Raw genomic sequence first — 17887 nt, 5'->3', positions numbered from 1 at the left:
AACTAATCCTGTGCCCAAATTTGGCTTAAGAGAGTATTATCTTTGCAAAAAGATAGACGTGGAATGAGGCTCCCACATAGTGTAAGCCTTGAAAGTCAGATTCTTGATTGAGATGAGAGTACTAGCGATAAGCGACACGCATGGGATGCATTGGAGAAGTGAAGCACCTCCAGATGCTGATTTACTTATTCACGCAGGTGATTTTTCTATGATTGGAGCAAAGGAGGAAGCACTGGACTTCTTAGAGTGGTTTACCAACCTTCCTCATAAGCACAAAGTATTCATTTGTGGAAATCATGATGAAGCACTGCTGCGAGGTAATATAAGTGGGTTGCCTTCAAATTGCCATTTTCTCAACTATTCAAGTGTGATTATCGAGGGAATAAAGATCTGTGGCATTCCATTTTATGTGGAGCCCTATGGTAGTAAAGAGCTCCCTCCTAGGCTAAAAGCTATTTGTGAGAATGATATTGATATATTGGTCTCGCATCAACCACCTTATGGAATGCAAGATGTCTCAGAGTTATATGGTCATTATGGAAGCCATACCTTATTAAATATAGTAAAGAAGGTAAAACCGAAATTCCACATCTTTGGGCATATGCACGAAGATTATGGTGTGAAAGAGGAGGATGGTACTACCTTTATTAATTGTGCTTTGATGGGGGAGAGCTATGAGAGATGGACCAAATCCCCAATTCAATTTGAAATAGGTAAATTGAGACTACTATAAAAAAACTAACGGAAATTGCAGTGCTGTGTCTTTATTTTTAACCTTCTGATTTTCTGGTATATATACAAGTGTTAGGATTAGTTGCATCTCGGTGATTGCTTTGTTGCAACTAAGTGATTGCTTTGTTGCATCTCGGCATTTGCTTAGTTGCAACTAAACTTTTGCTTTGATGCAACTCAATTTTATGAGCCTTCGTGCAAGAGTTTTTATTCACTCTATTACACCTTTGAAAGACACCCCCTAGGACAATTTCATTCACATAATAAAAAGGTCTCAAACATTAGCGTTTGAGACCTTTTTATTGGCTTTCTACTTTGGTCCGATAATGCAACTCCTATTATGGTGCTAGTCTTACGAGGGACCAGGTGCCATCTTGTTGGAGTTCGTATAGGAACCTATCGTGAAGTCGGCTCTCTCTCCCTTGCCAAAACTCGATTCTGTTAGGCGTGACTTCAAAACCTCCCCACGTATCTGGTCTGGGGACTCTTCTTAGAGTACCCGTGTACTTTAGGCTCTCCTTGGCAAACTCTGCTACGATATAGGCACGGCTGGGGATCGGGTGGCTCTGAGGGGAGATCCGGGCTCCTACTCGGCTCATATAAGGTCGCTTGCTGAAGTAGGCATCACTCACCTCTGGGGCAACATGTTGGCAGATCCCTTCTACGTGAATCTGTCGCTCAAGCTGGTGCCAGAGGAAGGTGACCGATACGTGTGGGTTGTCGAGGATCTGTTGGCCTTTACGGCTCTCGTAGTTGCTGTAGAAAATAACCTTCCCATCCTTTAGCTCTTTGAGCAATACGGTTCGGGTGGAGGGGTGCCCATCGGGGGTAGAAGTAGCTACAATGATAGCTGTAGGCTCAATTACTTTTTGATGGATCGCCTCTTCCAGCCATTCCTCCATTTTCTTAATAGGGTCGGCGGGCATATCTTTTTTGGATAAGCTCCCTACTTTATAATCCCTTCTAATGTCTTCTACATGTAAGTCCATAGTAAAGTATTTCTTTAAAAGATCTCTATTTAGTTTCTCCAAAAGCTACGGTGTAGTAGCGTGATTACGGTGAATATCTCCAAGCGTCCGACCAGCATTAGGAATGAAAGTAAAAACGTATTGAAGTCGCCTAAGCTAGCATAATTGGAGAAAGGTCCGAAGGCACTGAGCCCTGGGCCTGAACTGGATATGCAGGCGATGGAGGCGGATACGGCATCGGTAAAGGAGTAGCCCTCTAGTGAAATGGAAAAGGTGGCGATAATGGATAGGGTGAGGTAGGCGTAGAAGAAGTTGTACACCTGTGTGATCACTTTATCCTTGACCACTGTGCCGTTATACCTTAATGGTACAATGGCTTGGGGGTGGGTGCGTCGGGTAAATTCATTGAGGAGATTGCGGGTGAGGATGCTGAACCTGATGGTCTTGAGCCCTCCACTAGTGGAGCCTGAACACCCTGCCACAAACATGAGGAATAGAGCAATGATCCAAAATGGTGCCCCCCAAAAGTTGTAGTCTTGAATCACATATCCCGTGGTGGAGAACAAGCTGACTACTTGAAATGTAGCGTGCTCCAATGCTTGAGGAAAAGAGGTGTAGTATTCACCGAAGTAGAGCCAAAGGGCTGAGGCAATAGAGATGACTACGATGATGGAAATGAACCAGCGGAACTCTGAATCTCGGAACAGCTTCTTGGGCTCTTTGCGAACGGTAGCGAAGTAGATCAGGGTGAAGCTGGTGGCACCAAAGAGCATAAAGATAGTAAGGACGATAATGATATAGTCGGAATTAACCTCGGCAATAGATTGATTGTAAATCGAGAATCCTCCGGTGCTGATGCAAGTGGCAGCGTGACAAACTGCTTCGTACAATGTAAAGGGACCAGCCCACAATAGGAGTACACAAAGGATGGATAGAATGATGTAGATAAACATGATCCACTTCGCCATGACGCCGATGCGGGGCACAAAACGGTCGTGGGTAATGCCGGTGGTCTCGTGGTCGTAAACTACGGAGGCACTTTCTCCTGCGAAGGGGACTAGGGCTACAATAAATACGATAATCCCGATGCCCCCGATCCACTGTGTGATACTTCTCCAAAGCAAGATGCTACGTGGGAGTGCTTCGATATCGGTGAGGATGCTGGCTCCAGTGGTCGAGAAGCCCGACATGGACTCAAAGAAGGCTTCTGAAACGTTGGGGATAAAGCCGCCTAATAGGTAGGGCATCATACCCAATAGAGATGTCAATACCCAGCTAAGGGTTACGGTGACCATACCCTCTCTTCGCCCTGTATCATAGCTATTCTGTCCTTTTCCATAGAGTGCTAGAGGCAATCCGACCACGAAATTAAGGCCAATGGTGGTGAGGAGTGCTTTGAATCCATCATCATGATAGTGCAAGGAGACGCCCAGGCATATCAGTAAGAAGATGGTTTGGAATAGGCTGAGTAGCCCTAGCACGAGGGCGACAAACTTGTAGTTGAAGCCTCGCTTGGTTTCGTATTCGTTGTGATCTATGAATGGCATATCGTATGAACTATCCAAAAAGCTTATTCAGATCCTTTGGAGAGGCGTTTTGGGAGAAAACCATCACCATATCGCCAGCTAGAATCTGAGTTTTACCTTCTACGAGTATTACTTGATCATCCCTCACCAAGCCGCCTATGGTAATTTCTTGTGGTAAATTAAGTTCCATCACCGGCTTGGTGGTGACTAATGACTTTTCACGTACGTTTATTTCGAGCACCTCACCTTGCCCTATGGATAGGGTTTTGGCATTGGAGATATCAATATTGAGTAGGTATCTGAATATGACGGAAGCGGCAATCAGCTTTTTATTGATGAGGTTGCCTATCTTCATCTCATTGGCTATGTCGAGGTAGTCGAGATTCTCTATTTGGCAAACAGAGATGGGCACCCCAAGCCTTTTGGCATTGAGGGTGGCGAGCATATTGCTCTCCGATGAACTGGTGAGGGACAAGAAGGCATCGGTTTTCTTGATCCCTTCATTGACCAATAGGTCGGGGTCCCTGCCATCTCCATGAATGACGAGGGTATGATCGGCGACCACTTCGGAGATTTTCATACACTTATCATAGTCTCGCTCTATAATCTTGATGTTCAGATCATCAGGGAGTAGCTGAGCCGTTTTGAGGGCGATTCTACTACCGCCCATGATGATGACTCTATGCACTTCTAGCTTATCCTGCCCGCAGAAGTTCCTCACCTGATCGAGGTACTTGGGCATAGAAGTGATGTAAAGGACATCATTGACCTCAATGCCATCCTGACCACGTGGTATGATGGTATGGCCATTCCGTACAATGGCCAAAATATGCATCACCTTATCCTCAAAGTCTGAGAGATTGATCAGCTTTTTCCCAACGAGAGGGGAGGAGGGAGTCACTCGAGCTGCAACGAGGTCTAGTTTCTTATCAAAGATGGTCCAATATTGCTTGGCCCACGGTAGACTAAGACTACTAACAATCTCTTGGGCGGCTAGCTGTTCGGGATAGATCATATCATCCACCCCAAGGTTGGTAAAGTGCTCTTTATAATTAGGGAGCAGGTATTCGCTATTATTAATTCTGGCTAAGGTCTTTTTGGCGCCCATAGTTTTAGCCATGTGGCAAGCAACTAAGTTGTCGCACTCCTCTGGGGTTACAGCTATGAATAGGTCGGTCCTTTCGGCACCTGCTGACTTTAGATCCTTGAAGGAAATCGGAGACCCTACGAATGGCATAATCTCCAACCTGTTATTGTAGACAAAGTCTAGATTGGTAGGCTCTGAATCGAGGAGCACAATATCATGATCCTCGTGTGATAGCATCTCAGCTAGGTGAGTGCCTACTTCTCCGGCTCCAACAATTAATATTTTCATAAGTTATTACTTAAACATCTGGATAGCTGTATCAATAAGTGATGAAGCATCCAAGCCTACATATTGATACTGAAGAGCCACAGCTCCTTGCTTAATAAACTGATCTGGTATGCCTATTCTTTTAATACGGATAGGAGTTCCCTTATCTGCATAATATTCTAGTAGGGCACTACCTACGCCACCTGCCAATGAGCCATCTTCGACCGTGATAATGGTGTCGTATTTCTCGGCTAAGTAGTCAAGCATCTCTGTATCTAGAGGTTTTACAAAACGGAGATTGACATGTCCTGGGTGATATCCGAGAGAATTTAGCTCTTTTACAGCGTGTTTGGCTTCATTGCCTACTGGCCCATAGGATACAAATGCTACCTTTTCTCCAGTTATGAGCTCTATGGACTTGCCAAGAGGTAGTTCCGAAAATGGCACTTTCCAATCTTTGCAAGCACCCTTTCCTCTTGGAAAACGTATCACAAATGGTCCTTCCTTATGATGCTTGTAGGCTGTGAACATCATCTGGCGGAGCTCTTTTTCATCTATAGGCGACATGATGGTGAGACCAGGAATGGTGCGGAGATAGGCAATATCATAAGCTCCCTGGTGTGTCATCCCATCCTCGCCCACGAGCCCAGCTCTATCTATGCACAGAATGATTGGGGCTGACTGCATCGCTACATCGTGGATTACCTCGTCATATCCACGCTGTAGAAAGCTAGAGTAAATATTGCAGAATGGTATCTCCCCTTTGAGTGCAAGGCCAGCAGCAAATGTTACGGCGTGGCCTTCTGCAATACCCACATCAAAGACACGATTGGGGTACTCGTGTTGCATAAAATTAAAGGAACTACCCGAAATCATGGCAGGGGTGATACCTACTACTCGCTCATCCATCTCTGCGAGCTCATGGAGGGTTTGCCCAAAAATCTCTTGGTATTTAAGTGGGGTGTCGGGAAGCTCAGGTGCCACATTCCTCTTACCTGTATTTGGGTCAAAGGGACCTGGAGCATGCCATACCACAGCACTCTCTTCAGCAGGTTTGTAGCCCTTGCCTTTGATGGTCTTGAGGTGAAGTAACTTTGGACCCTTGAAGTCTTTAATGCTTCTGAGGGTATTAACTAGTTCAACCACGTCGTGCCCATCAGTAGGTCCAAAGTACCGTATACTGAAGCTTTCAAAGAGATTCTTATCATTATTGATGAGTGCCTTCAGGCTATTATTGAAGCGGAGTAAATTTCTCTTCTTAGAGTCATCGATAAGCCGAAGCTTCTTCAATCCTTGATACCCCTTATGTCTGAGGCTATTGTATACTTTGCTCGTATTGATTCGAACCAAATACTTACTGAGTCCACCAGTGATGGGGTCAATACCTATATGGTTGTCGTTGAGTATAATGAGTAAGTTATTGGGGTGGTTGGAGGCATTATTAAGTCCCTCAAATGCTAGGCCACCGGTCATGGCACCATCTCCAATAACAGCGACTACATTCTTCTCTTGATTTTGCAGTGATGCTCCAATAGCAATTCCTAAGGCGGCTGAAATGGAGTTGGAAGCGTGACCGGATATAAATGAGTCGTACCGACTTTCATTAGGGTGGGTAAAGCCACTTATACCTCCCCATTGGCGAAGCGTAGAGAAATCCTTTTTTCGACCCGTTAGTATCTTGTGTACGTATGACTGGTGCCCTACATCCCATACTATCTCATCATGGGGAATATCAAACACATAATGAAGCGCTACAGTCAATTCAACCACACCGAAATTAGCTCCTAGATGGCCAGGAACCTTGCTCAACGTCTCTAAGAGAAAGCACCGAATATCCTCACAGAGTTTGGGTAAGTCTGTGAGGGGCAGTTTCTTTAGATCGTCTGGTGAGTCTATTGTATCTAATAATGGGTAATTACTTTGCTCCATCTTTTATGTGTGTCAATAATAGATTGCGTTCTTATCATATATGCAAAGTTAGTCAATTCCACTCAATCTAGCACACTCGATAATTCGGGAATCGGTATTGAGAGTGTATTGATTATTTATTATCTTTGAATTATGGATAAAGAAATGATACTAAAGGACGAAATATTGGAGGACTACTATGAGTACCTCCTATTAGAGAGAAACTTGGCGAACAATAGCATCCAAAGCTATGAAAATGATGTCAAGCACCTCCTTGAGTTTAGTGAAATGATAGGCAAGAGGTATTTGGACCTATCCTATGATGATTTGGAGCAATTCCTTTCCTATCTCGTAGATCTAGGGCTTGGCAAAAAGAGTCTTAGACGCATAGTTAGTGGTATCAAGAGCTTTTATCGCTTCTTGGAGTTAGAGGAGATTGTTACGGATAATCCTACAGAGACACTTGAAGGGCCTATGGTATCAAGAGAGCTTCCGGAGGTTTTAACTGTAGAGGAGATTGATAGCTTGTTATCTGCTATTGACCTTAGCACACCGCATGGCGTTAGAAATGCTGCCATTTTGGAGCTATTATATAGTTGTGGGCTTCGCGTCTCTGAAGTGTGTGATATAACTTTTTCATGTCTCTTCTTGGAGGAGCGGTACATTAGAGTGGTAGGAAAAGGAACTAAGGAGCGATTAGTGCCTATGTCGGAGAGTGCTGTGGAGCGAATTAATGAATATCTACCAATACGGCAAGCCATTATTCCAAAGCCGCCCTATCAGCATCACCTTTTTCTGAATAGAGTAAGGACAGGAATCAGTAGACAGATGATATTTATGATTATCAAAGACCTGGCTAAACAAGTTGGCTTGAAAAAGAAAATATCCCCACATACTTTGCGACATTCATTTGCAACCCATCTTTTAGAGGGTGGTGCCAACTTGCAAGCCATAAGGGATATGCTTGGTCATGCAGATATATCCACTACAGAGATTTATACCCATTTGGATAGGTCTACTCTTAGAAATGAGATATTACAGTATCATCCACGCAATCATTGATGTCCTGTTATATATTTCAGACTAATGATATCTATCAAAAATAACCTCAATGATTAAATAATCTAAAATTATACCGAACTAATCAATATATCAAATATTTGCTCTATATTTGAAAGCGAAAGATTAGATGCCGTGGTGTTGCTTATGCAGTAGTAGGTCTAGAGGGATTATTTGGTATCTATTTCTTAAGAGTTAGAAATTAATAGAAGTTATTATACACTTACATTTTAATAGTTGAAATTATGAATAAGACTGAATTTATTGCAGCTGTTGCTGAAAAAGCAGAGCTTACTAAAGTTGATGCCAAAAAGGCTGTAGATGCAGGTATCGAGGTAATTACCAAAGAGATGAAGAAGGGTGAAAAAGTAGCTATCCTTGGTTTTGGTACATTCTCTGTTACTGAGCGTGCAGCTCGTGAGGGTGTGAATCCTCGCACGGGTAAGAAGATGAAGATTGCTGCTCGTAAGGTAGTGCGCTTCAAGCCAGGTGCTGCTCTTGACCTCAACAAAAAGAAGTAATGTGGTTTTAGAATCAACCACATTCAGTTACTTCTGATATAAGTGACTGATGGTTTATGCGAACTCTCACAGCATATTGATCTAGCTTTGAGGGTTCGCATTGTTTTGGCAAACCTTTTCTGTAGTCATTTGTTATACCATTAGAGACAGATATAATAAGCTATGACTTTTTCTGTGCTGGTTAGGGACGCTAACCGAAACAGTAATCGTTGATGCTATCACTTAATAATAACATAAATGAGAAAATTATGAAGTTTGAACTTGTAAAACTACCTTATGCGCCTAATGCTTTAGAGCCAGTGATTAGTGAGAAGACTATAGGTCTTCACCATGGTAAGCACCTACAGACCTATGTAAACAATCTAAATAAGCAGATTGAAGGTACTGAGTTTGCTAATATGGAGCTCGTAGATATCGTGAAGAAGTCTGAGGGCGGTATATTCAATAATGCTGGTCAAACCCTTAATCACAATCTTTACTTCCTACAGTTTGCCCCTAAGGGAAGTGGTAAGCCATCGGCAGAGCTTCTTAAGGCAATAGAGGAGAAGTGGGGTTCACTAGAGGAGTTTAAGAAGGCATTTGAGGCTGATGCAGCTTCTCTCTTTGGAGCTGGTTGGGCTTGGCTTTCTGCTGACAAGAGCGGTAAGCTCTCTATTGGGAAGTACACCAATGCAGGTAACCCTGTAGTGGATGGCCTAACTCCACTCTTGTGTGCTGATGTATGGGAGCATGCCTACTATGTAGATTACGAGAATCGTAGGCCAGAGCATCTATCTAAGATTTGGGAGATCATCAATTGGGATGAGATCAACAAGCGCTACACTGATAGATAAATAGCTGATCACTAAGTGAATAATGGGCATATCTAGCGAAAAGCCAGATATGCCCATCTTATTTGTTTAGAACTGGCGTCTCTGCAAAGATGCCCCTCAAAAGACAGTGTTCTACAATAGCTGTTTTTTGGAAACTCTAGTGATTTGAAAGCTCTCAGAAAGTTGAGCAACCATCTTATCGTCAATATTTCCTATCATCGACAGTGTGATAGGAGACTTTATAACCTTGTCTATATGAAAGTCAAGAACCTCCTGTAGGGTTATTGATTTCAGGTTATCCTCAATAATCAAAGCAATATCCTTATTGTAGCCTTGACGTATATGAGAAGCAATTGTTCGGCTCTTCATCCTCATTGCTGGGTAAGTGCTTCGGACATCGCTCCGCAGGGTATTTATAGCTATTTCAAGTCTATTAGGGTCATCAGGACTTCTATGTATCAGTTTATTGAGAAGCTCAATGACCTCTAGCAACTTATCAGTTTGCGTGCTTAGGTATACTAGTAAATCTGTTTGCCCGTCATGGATAGAGTGGGGTGCAAAACTTGCAAAGCTACTTACACTGTATGCTAAAGAACGATACTCACGGATTTCTTGGAATAGGAGTGAGCTCATTCCACTGCCTAGATAGGTCGAATAAACTCTGAGAATACTCTTTTCATAGTCCGATAGTACTCCCATAGGTAGATACCCTTTTATGACTACTTGAGTAGCACTAGGCTCATTGTGGAGTAGAATGCGATTGCCAGATGGGAGGATAGAGGGCACATAAAAGTAGCCCTCTCCACATTCTGATATGGCATCTAGGTTGAAGCTGCTCTTGATGCAAGAGGCGACCTTCTCGATATCTAGCTTTCCAGTATAGTGGATATCCAGCTCTGATTGCAGTAGTTGATGAAAGTCTGTCACCAACTCTTGGGCTGTTATCCGCCTCAATTGCGGAAGAGAAAGGTCTGCCTTGTAAGGTGCCTTTTCTCCATATCTTGCCAAGTCCAATAGTCGCTTAGAGAGCTCCGTGATATCAGCCTTTATCGCTCTATCTGAAATCTTCCTTGCCTCAATTATCTTCTTAATCTGAGGCTTTTCTACCTTTATATCGTTCAAAATGGAGCCAACAAGTGCTATTGTCTCACTAAGGTAGTGGTCAAATCCAGAAATCCGAATACAGAAGAAACTAGGTTTGGACTCATAGGTGATAGTCGCCCCCAAACTTTGTAACCTTTGATTTAGCTCGTGTGCACTCATTTCGGCTCCACCAACTAAATCCAAATATTGCTCTAAATAAGTTTGGAGTGGGTGATAATAGGATTGACGGAAGAAGAGCAAATCGAGAGAAAAAAGATCATTAATCTCATTACCCACCTTATATAATCGAACCAGATCATTTGCCGACAAATCCCTCTGCTCCGCATCCTTTTTGAAGTCCAAATACTTCATAGGTAGCTTCGGGATTTCTAGCGTCTCTAGGTATCGTGAAAATTCAGACTTCGCACCTTGATTCGGTGCTTTCACGGGCTGGTAGGGAGGCTTTGGTAGCTTTTCAACGGCATATCTTCCAGTTTGCTTCTTAACCTCCAGATAGTTGCCGTCCAAATATCTTTGTGCCACCTCCACCACCTCTTCCTTGCTTATTGAGCTAAGCAAATCCAATTCCCTCATCAGGTCACTCCACGTTTCATTCTGTGCAAAAAGTGACGAAAGAAGCTTAGCTTTCTGTTCGCTCGACTCTAATTGTAGGAGGTTGGCCTTGTACACCGATTGTTTCACCTCTTCCAGAGCTTGAGTACTAAAATCTCCTCTTTTAATTTTATCGATTGCCTTTTGGACCCTTCTTTTAACTAGATAAGAGCTTTGGAGCAACTTTGGCATGATGTAGACCCCAAACAGCCCCATATCATTGAGTGCAAAGTTGATAGCCGCTGCCTCCATCACCTTTCCATCAATCGTAAGCCTATCCAGTAGCCCCGTTTTGCCATCGTTATTCAAAAGAGACTGTACCAAGGACAATGCTACCTGGTCCGGATGATTATTGGGTACCGTGTGCCAAATGAACCCCAGCCCCTTCACAAATGGGATAGGTACCTTTATGGTCATTTTCTCGTGTCCATCAAAAGGCATGGGCTGAGGGAGTTGCAGAGGTTTCCGACCACCCGATTTGATTCTTCCGAAAGTCCGCTCAAGCAGAGGTAGCAACCCCTCCTCCTTGATATCTCCGGTCAAGATCAAAGCCATATTCTCGGCATAGTAGTACTCTCTGAAAAAATCTTCCATCGCACGAATATCGGGCGATTTCAGAGCTTCTGTGCTACCGATAATTGGATATCTATAAGGGTGGGGGGCTGCCAAACGCTCCATAATTCTCTGTGTTGGCTCGGTGCTGATATTATTGGAGTACATATTCTTCTCCTCATAGACCGTCTCCAACTCATTTTGAAAGAGCCTAAATACAGGAGCAATCATCCGTTCACTATTCAGCTCGCACCAATGCTCCAGATACTGAGGCGAGAACGAGTTGTAAAATAGAGTATAGTCGTACGATGTGCCAGCATTCAGCCCACTCCCTCCATACTTCGAGATCAGGTGATTGAAGTCATTAGGGATGGCATACTTTGTAGCTTCAATATTAAGCTCATTAATTTTGCTCTGTATCTCCTCCCGTTCTGCACTGTTTTTAGCTGTTTGTAGCTTTGAGTATTGTTTGGTTATCTCCTTCAGAATAGGTGCTTCCTGCTCATAATCCACCGTACCAATGCGTTGAGTTCCCTTAAACATAATATGCTCAAAATAGTGTGCTACGCCACTATTCGGGGTCTCCTTAGCACCAGCCCTTACCACCACCTGTCCATATACTTTAGAATCAGATGAGTCAGTAGAGATCCATACAGTCAGACCATTATGGAGAATAAACTCCTTAACTGATTCATTCATAAATGATTATTTTTCCCCTTGTAGCTTTAGGTGAATAATCACCACTTCGCTGAAGGTGCCAAGCAATATAGGTGAAGACGAAAAGCCTAGTCCAGAGCTCGTAATATAATGCGTTACTCCTCTGTGTAGATATCCATAAGAGTTTTCAAAATTGAGCCATACTAACCACTTAAAAGGGATAAACTGGCCATCGTGCGTGTGTCCATGCAGAGCTAAGTCGATTCCTAATGCCCTCTCCACATCTGGTTCAATGGGTTGGTGATCAAGCAAAATGGTAGTGGCTCCCTCTGGTACCTGCTCCACAAGTGATTTCAATGGAAGTCGATTACTCTCATTATAGGCATCATCACGGCCGATCAGATATAGAGAGTCCGATAGCTGCACCACACTATCCACAAGGAGCGTGCCCACCTCATCTAACCACTTCCGCTTAGGCTCATGATCTATATAATACTCATGATTACCGAGCACATGAAAGATGCGCGACTTATCAGAGTGCAAACTAAGGATCAGCTCAGATATCTCAGGGTCCCGCTCCACGTAATCAAAGTAGTAATCCACCTGATCCCCGCCTACCAATACATAGTCTGGCTGCTCATCTTGCACCATCTTCACCATCTTCTGCAGCACCTCCTTTTTCACCAGTTCTCCTATGTGTAGGTCGGTTATAAAGGCTATCTTTAGTTCCTTAGGAGCTCCATTGTAGGGAAGTGTGATGTGGTAGTGCGTTGCCACTGGATTTATGGAGTTGTAATAGCCTTTAATACAGAGCGCTCCAGTAATAGGAAGCAACACGATGAGAAGACAACTGCGTAATTTTAGCCTTAGTTCTGCCTGCTTCACCACATTAAGTTTCCCCAAAAGCCAAATGATGAAGTAGCCACAGAGTAGGGGCATCATTAGGATCACTATAAATACATAGTAATTGGTAAATAGAGAGGTGCCCACTCTTAGGTACTCACCCCTAGAGTGGTAAAGCACCTTAGATATCACGATCACCAGGAAGTATAGTAGTTCGAAAACAACCCAACCAATCGCTATCCTACGCCACTGAGAGCCTTTTTTAGTGGCCCACCATACGCATAGTAGAAACAGAGCATTCAGTAGCACCTGTCCCGCCAGTGATATCAATAGCATCCTCATACCTTCTTTTCTTCTTTATGTTTCCTAAAAAATAGCACGATTAACGTTAAAGATATGGTAAAGGAGAGCACATCAGCCACCGGAGTTGCCAGCCAAACCCCTTTCAGCTCCCATATCATTGGAAGGAAGTAGATCAGAGGGATCAAAAAGGCTACCTGCCTAGAGATACTAAGGATCATTGCCTGCTTCGCCGAACCAATACTTTGGAAGAAGTGGACACAAGCTACCTGAAAACCAACAGCCCAAAACGCCATATTCTCAATCCTCACAGCCTCCTTAGAGACACGGATGAGCTCATCATCAGTAGTGAAGCACCGCACCAGCCCCTCTGTGAAAAGCTGAGTAATCACGATGCCCACCACTCCTATTATTACGTTGAGCCTCACCGTTTTGATAAAAGCTTCCTTCACCCTATGGATATTTCCTGCCCCAAAGTTATAGCCCACTACCGGTTGCATTCCAATAGCCAAACCGAGGATAAATAAAAAGATAGTGGTGCTAATACTATTAGAGATCCCATGGGCACCCACCGCATAGTCGCCTCCATAAGCTACTAGGCTACTATTCTTAAATAGGTGCACCATACTTGCTGCCAATTGCATCACAAAAGGTGCCACCCCAATACTCAGAATCCCCCATACATAGCCCCACTGGAGCTTGAAGTTCTTAGCGCGAATGCGGAGAAAGGCACCAGTATCTGTAAAGTGATGCATCACAAAGAGCATACCCACAAACATGCTCAGTACCGTAGCCCATGCTGCTCCCTTGATTCCCCATCCTAGTCCGAAAATAAATAGGGCATCAAAAGCCACGTTCAGCACCGCCCCAATAATCATCGTCACCATCGCTTTGCGAGGATACCCAGTCGCCCTCATCACCGAATTGTACGAAAAAGTGAGGTTCGCAAAGATATTCCCCGGGATCACTATCCCTAAGTAGTCCATGGCATAGGGAATCGTATCAGCCGAAGCGCCAAAGGCATAGAGCATCGGCTCCATCAGTAGGTAGCAGAGAGTGATGGTAGAGAGACTCAATACTACAGAGAGCACAAAGGCATTACCCAATAGATTTTCCGCTTCTCCTCGCTTCTTCTGCCCAAGCAAGATAGAGATCCTAGAGGAGGTCCCCACACCCACCAGGAGCCCAAAGGCTTGTAAAAAGATAAGGATTGGAAAGGTGAGTGCTAGCCCAGAAATCGCCAATCCTCCCACCCCTTGTCCAATAAAGATCCTATCCACCAGATTGTAGAGCGAGTTGACCATTGTGCCCACTATTGATGGCACAGCATAGTGTCTGAGTAGCCGCCCAATTGGGAGCGTGCCCAAGTCATGAGTCGTGATCGTGTTGCCTTTATCTCTGCCCATATTTTATCCTAGTTTACTAATTCGCTGTAGCTTCTCCTCATCAAGCACCTTAATACGCCGCCCATTCAGTGCCACTACCCCCTCCTCCTGAAAGGAGCGAAGTGTCCGCACCGCATTGCTCGTAGTCATATTACTTAGGTCCGCCAACTCATTACGCGTCAGATACGCCCTAATAGTCCGCCCGTCCGCCTCAGTGCCATACTTTCTCCGCAAGAGGAGTAGCGACTCCGCCAGTCGCCCTCGGGTGTGCTTTTGCGTCAGTGTAATCGTCAATTGATTGCGCTCCCTTAGTCGCAATGCGAGATCATTCATAAAGTAGAGCCCTACACTCGCATTGCTACGGATAATTGCCTCCAAACTACGGATCGGTACCAGACAAATAAGGCTCGTCTCCACCGCCGTAGCACTCGTCAGAGGGTTCTCCCGTGCGAAGTAGGCTTCATAACCAAAAAACTCACGTGCCCTGATGAGGCTGAGTATCTGAGTGCGGTCCGCCTCTTGCGTCACCTTCACCTGCCCATCCACTAAGATAAATGCATTTTGTGGAATCACCGTAGCATCATAGATCACCTCACCACGCTTATAGATATAGTAACTGCTCCAGATCAAGAGCTCTTCCCGCTCTCGGTCCGAGAGAAGCCCCCAAAGCTGTGGCATAATATTTGATAGGTGCGGGCTATGCTCCTTCCTTACTTCACTTCTTTCTTTCATCACATCTCTAAACCTCCTACAAAGGTACCAATTTTTTACCTCATTATACTTTAATAGCACAATGGTTGCAGAGCTTATGTAGTACGTAGGTCTACCGCAGGGCATTCATCTCAGTGATAATGAGTAAGTGCCTCCTCGAGTGAGTCTGAATTGCCGTATCCATCAAGTCAGATAGATGACTCTAAGCCCTTCACAAAACCTCTATGCTAGTAAAGCAAAAGTTGAGATGCAACTAATCAATCGGCGAGATGCAACTAAGCATTTGTCGAGTTGCAACTAAGCGATCGGCGAGATGCAACTAATCAATCGGCGAGTTGCATCTCAGTGAATGATTATGTAAGATATTGGTTTCTAGTTGGTTGTAAATGGGGGCTCAGTGACTCAAATTTAGCTCTGTATTTCATCTTGGAGATTGACGTACTGCAAGATGAATGTCGAGTGGGGTTAACAACGGATTCGGTGCTGGACGAACTCCAACAATACTTTGGCCAGAAGCTCATTTTTTTGAAGCTTTAATACTGAAAGGGGTGTTGATCTCACTATTTATATATAAGTTTGCTCATCAAAAGGGTAGGGGCAAGGTGAGGGCAGGTAACTTTCTCTACTTGTTGGTCTCCCTTTGAGGTGTTGTGTAAATAATACATATATATATATGAGTATATGAATATGATGAGTAATCAAGAGATGGGAAGGGAGTTTGAGTTGTATGCACATAAGCATCTTGGGATTAATTCTCAATTGGTGAGTGACTATACCAAGATGGTGAGCAGCAGTGCAGTAGCGGAGGGGTATATCTCTCCCACCATTATAGAGGAGCGCCAGATGAATGTGGCACAGATGGATGTATTCAGTCGATTGATGATGGATAGGATTATTTTCCTTGGTTCCGGTATCAATGACTATGTGGCGAATGTGGTGCAGGCACAGCTACTCTTCTTAGAGACGAGTGACCCTGGCAAGGATATTTCGCTCTATATTAATAGTCCTGGTGGTTCGGTTTATGCTGGCTATGGTATCTATGATACGATGCAGTACATTAATTGTGATGTAAGCACTATTTGCACTGGCATGGCGGCAAGTATGGGTGCCGTATTATTAGTGGCTGGTACGGAGGGGAAGCGGTATGCACTTCCTCACTCAAGGGTGATGATACACCAACCGCTGGGTGGTGCTCAGGGACAAGCATCGGATATGGAGATCACGGTACGTGAAATCATAAAGGTAAAGCAGGAGCTCTTTGAGATCCTAAGCCGACACACGGGCAAGACGGTAGAGGAGATCGCCAATGATAGTGATCGCGACTACTGGATGACGGCTGATGAGGCGCTTGCTTATGGTGCGGTGGATAAGGTGCTTCGGAAAGAAACTAAGTAATAGTCTATATTGTATCAATGGCAAAACGAAATCATTCGGATCACAATCAGGAGGAGCGGTGCGATATCTGTGGTCGGCCAGCTAGTATGGTGGACTTCTTGGTGCCGGGACCAGTGGGTAATCTCTGTGATGAGTGTGCTACAACAGTCCACAATGCGGTAGAAGAGGTTCGGCATCAGCAAGCTCATAGGGGGAGGTTTGCTCTGCCAAGTATGGATGAGCTTCCGAAACCTCGTGAAATTGTTGCTTTTCTAGACCAGTATGTGATCGGGCAGGTGGAGGCGAAGAAGACCCTTGCTGTAGCTGTCTACAATCATTACAAGCGACTCATCTACAACGAGCAAAATACTTCGAAAGCCAAACTCAGTGCCACAAAGAGTGCAGCAACTGGGGGCGGAGATGCTAATGATGTAGAGCTCCAAAAGAGCAATATCATGATGGTAGGGCCTACCGGCACGGGTAAGACTTTAATTGCTAAGACGATTGCAAGGATGCTCAAGGTACCATTTACCATCGTAGATGCTACTGTTTTTACCCAGGCTGGCTATGTGGGGGAGGATGTGGAGAGCATTCTCTCGCGTTTGCTGCAAGTGGCAGACTATGATGTGCAGGCAGCTGAGCGTGGAATCGTCTTTATAGATGAGATGGACAAGATTGCCCGTAAGGCAGATAATCCAAGCATCACCCGTGATGTAGGAGGTGAAGGGGTGCAACAAGGGCTCCTGAAACTGCTTGAGGGTGCCGATGTGAATGTACCACCCGAGGGAGGTCGCAAGCATCCGGAGCAGAAGATGGTGCTGGTGAATACGGAGAATATCCTCTTTATCTGCGGAGGTGCGTTTGAAGGCATTGAGCGGAAAATCGCTAAGCGCAAAAATACCCGTGTGGTGGGCTATGCCAATAAATTGAGCCACCGACACCTCGATAGTGATGACGAGAGCCTACTGAAGTATGTTGAGCCTGCCGACTTGAGGTCATTCGGATTGATTCCCGAGCTGATCGGTAGGGTACCGGTGCTCACTTATCTGACCCCACTCGGTCGGGAGGCACTGAAGTCGATACTGACGGAGCCAAAGAATGCGATCGCGAAGCAATATCAAAAGTTGATGTCGCTAGAGGGTATCACTCTGGAGATAGATGATGCAGTGTATGAGCTGATTGTGGATAGAGCTATTGCTCTAAAGACAGGGGCTAGAGGGCTGCGCTCGATATTTGAGGAGCTGATGCGAGATGTAATGTATGAAGCTCCATCATCTTCTAAAAAGAAGGTGCGAGTGACGGCTAAGATGGCGGAGGAGATCTTGGGTGAATAGGGTATGCCCTTTTTGGGCGGTGCCTGATCGGACAGGTCTGACGACCGATAGAAGGTGACGCAAGGCTTTTTAATTTTGAGCCTGGTGGGGTGCCCAACTCACAAGGCGTCGTGGAAGATGGGGTATGGGGTTCTTCCCAGTCGGTCGGAGCTATCG

Annotated in this window: 14 protein-coding genes; 6 read left to right on the top strand and 8 right to left on the bottom strand. The window is 44.7% G+C overall.

Features of this window, described 5'->3' with window-relative positions:
- Positions 1-112: 112 nt before the first annotated feature.
- Positions 113-733 carry a metallophosphoesterase family protein gene (locus MWL85_RS04050; protein WP_244401516.1) on the top strand — a complete coding sequence of 207 codons (621 nt, stop codon included), beginning with the start codon at positions 113-115 and terminating at the stop codon, positions 731-733.
- A gap of 337 nt (positions 734-1070) precedes the next feature.
- Here the strand turns inward: MWL85_RS04050 and pdxH are convergent, their stop codons facing one another.
- From pdxH to dxs, 4 genes are read right to left on the bottom strand one after another with little or no spacing between them, the layout of a single operon-like run.
- Positions 1071-1721 carry a pyridoxamine 5'-phosphate oxidase gene (pdxH, locus tag MWL85_RS04045; RefSeq protein ID WP_018028196.1) on the bottom strand — a complete coding sequence of 217 codons (651 nt, stop codon included), beginning with the start codon at positions 1719-1721 and terminating at the stop codon, positions 1071-1073.
- 29 nt (positions 1722-1750) lie between these two features.
- Positions 1751-3247: a TrkH family potassium uptake protein gene (locus MWL85_RS04040; protein WP_018028197.1), complete on the bottom strand. Its 1497-nt coding sequence runs from the start codon at positions 3245-3247 to the stop codon at positions 1751-1753.
- 10 nt (positions 3248-3257) lie between these two features.
- On the bottom strand, positions 3258-4601 hold the full coding sequence (gene trkA / locus MWL85_RS04035; protein ID WP_018028198.1) for a Trk system potassium transporter TrkA: 1344 nt from the start codon (positions 4599-4601) through the stop codon (positions 3258-3260).
- A gap of 6 nt (positions 4602-4607) precedes the next feature.
- Positions 4608-6509 carry a 1-deoxy-D-xylulose-5-phosphate synthase gene (dxs, locus tag MWL85_RS04030; protein WP_244401515.1) on the bottom strand — a complete coding sequence of 634 codons (1902 nt, stop codon included), beginning with the start codon at positions 6507-6509 and terminating at the stop codon, positions 4608-4610.
- Positions 6510-6641: 132 nt separating this feature from the next.
- Between dxs and xerA the strand changes: the two genes are divergently transcribed.
- The 3 genes from xerA to MWL85_RS04015 all read left to right on the top strand — a co-directional run bounded on the left by xerA (position 6642) and on the right by MWL85_RS04015 (position 8901).
- Complete coding sequence (gene xerA, locus MWL85_RS04025) at positions 6642-7550, top strand: site-specific tyrosine recombinase/integron integrase (RefSeq protein WP_244401514.1); 909 nt, start codon at positions 6642-6644, stop codon at positions 7548-7550.
- Positions 7551-7774: 224 nt separating this feature from the next.
- On the top strand, positions 7775-8068 hold the full coding sequence (locus tag MWL85_RS04020) for an HU family DNA-binding protein (protein ID WP_288171408.1): 294 nt from the start codon (positions 7775-7777) through the stop codon (positions 8066-8068).
- A 248-nt stretch (positions 8069-8316) separates the two neighbouring features.
- Positions 8317-8901 carry a superoxide dismutase gene (locus tag MWL85_RS04015; RefSeq protein ID WP_244401513.1) on the top strand — a complete coding sequence of 195 codons (585 nt, stop codon included), beginning with the start codon at positions 8317-8319 and terminating at the stop codon, positions 8899-8901.
- Between the two features lie 111 nt (positions 8902-9012).
- Here MWL85_RS04015 and MWL85_RS04010 read toward each other — a convergent pair whose 3' ends face one another.
- The 4 genes from MWL85_RS04010 to MWL85_RS03995 are packed head-to-tail and all read right to left on the bottom strand — an operon-like array spanning position 9013 to position 15044.
- Complete coding sequence (locus tag MWL85_RS04010; RefSeq protein ID WP_244401512.1) at positions 9013-11826, bottom strand: M16 family metallopeptidase; 2814 nt, start codon at positions 11824-11826, stop codon at positions 9013-9015.
- A 6-nt stretch (positions 11827-11832) separates the two neighbouring features.
- Positions 11833-12969: a metallophosphoesterase gene (locus tag MWL85_RS04005; protein WP_244401511.1), complete on the bottom strand. Its 1137-nt coding sequence runs from the start codon at positions 12967-12969 to the stop codon at positions 11833-11835.
- The gene (locus tag MWL85_RS04000) at positions 12966-14333 is read right to left on the bottom strand and encodes an MATE family efflux transporter (protein ID WP_244401510.1); all 1368 of its coding nucleotides are present in this window, start codon (positions 14331-14333) and stop codon (positions 12966-12968) included. Before MWL85_RS04000 ends, MWL85_RS04005 begins: the two co-directional genes overlap by 4 nt.
- A gap of 3 nt (positions 14334-14336) precedes the next feature.
- A complete protein-coding gene (locus MWL85_RS03995) occupies positions 14337-15044 on the bottom strand; it encodes a Crp/Fnr family transcriptional regulator (protein ID WP_244401854.1) in 708 nt (235 codons plus the stop codon).
- 666 nt (positions 15045-15710) lie between these two features.
- On the opposite strand from MWL85_RS03995, the gene clpP reads away from it, so the two are divergent.
- Both clpP and clpX read left to right on the top strand, forming a co-directional pair.
- Positions 15711-16418: an ATP-dependent Clp endopeptidase proteolytic subunit ClpP gene (gene clpP / locus MWL85_RS03990; protein WP_244401509.1), complete on the top strand. Its 708-nt coding sequence runs from the start codon at positions 15711-15713 to the stop codon at positions 16416-16418.
- 17 nt (positions 16419-16435) lie between these two features.
- On the top strand, positions 16436-17731 hold the full coding sequence (gene clpX, locus MWL85_RS03985; RefSeq protein ID WP_244401508.1) for an ATP-dependent Clp protease ATP-binding subunit ClpX: 1296 nt from the start codon (positions 16436-16438) through the stop codon (positions 17729-17731).
- Positions 17732-17887 lie beyond the last annotated feature (156 nt).

Source organism: Porphyromonas somerae (assembly GCF_022845615.1).
GTDB lineage: Bacteria > Bacteroidota > Bacteroidia > Bacteroidales > Porphyromonadaceae > Porphyromonas_A > Porphyromonas_A somerae.
Note: the sequence above shows the minus strand (reverse complement) of the source record. Positions and strands in the feature narration are given on the sequence as shown.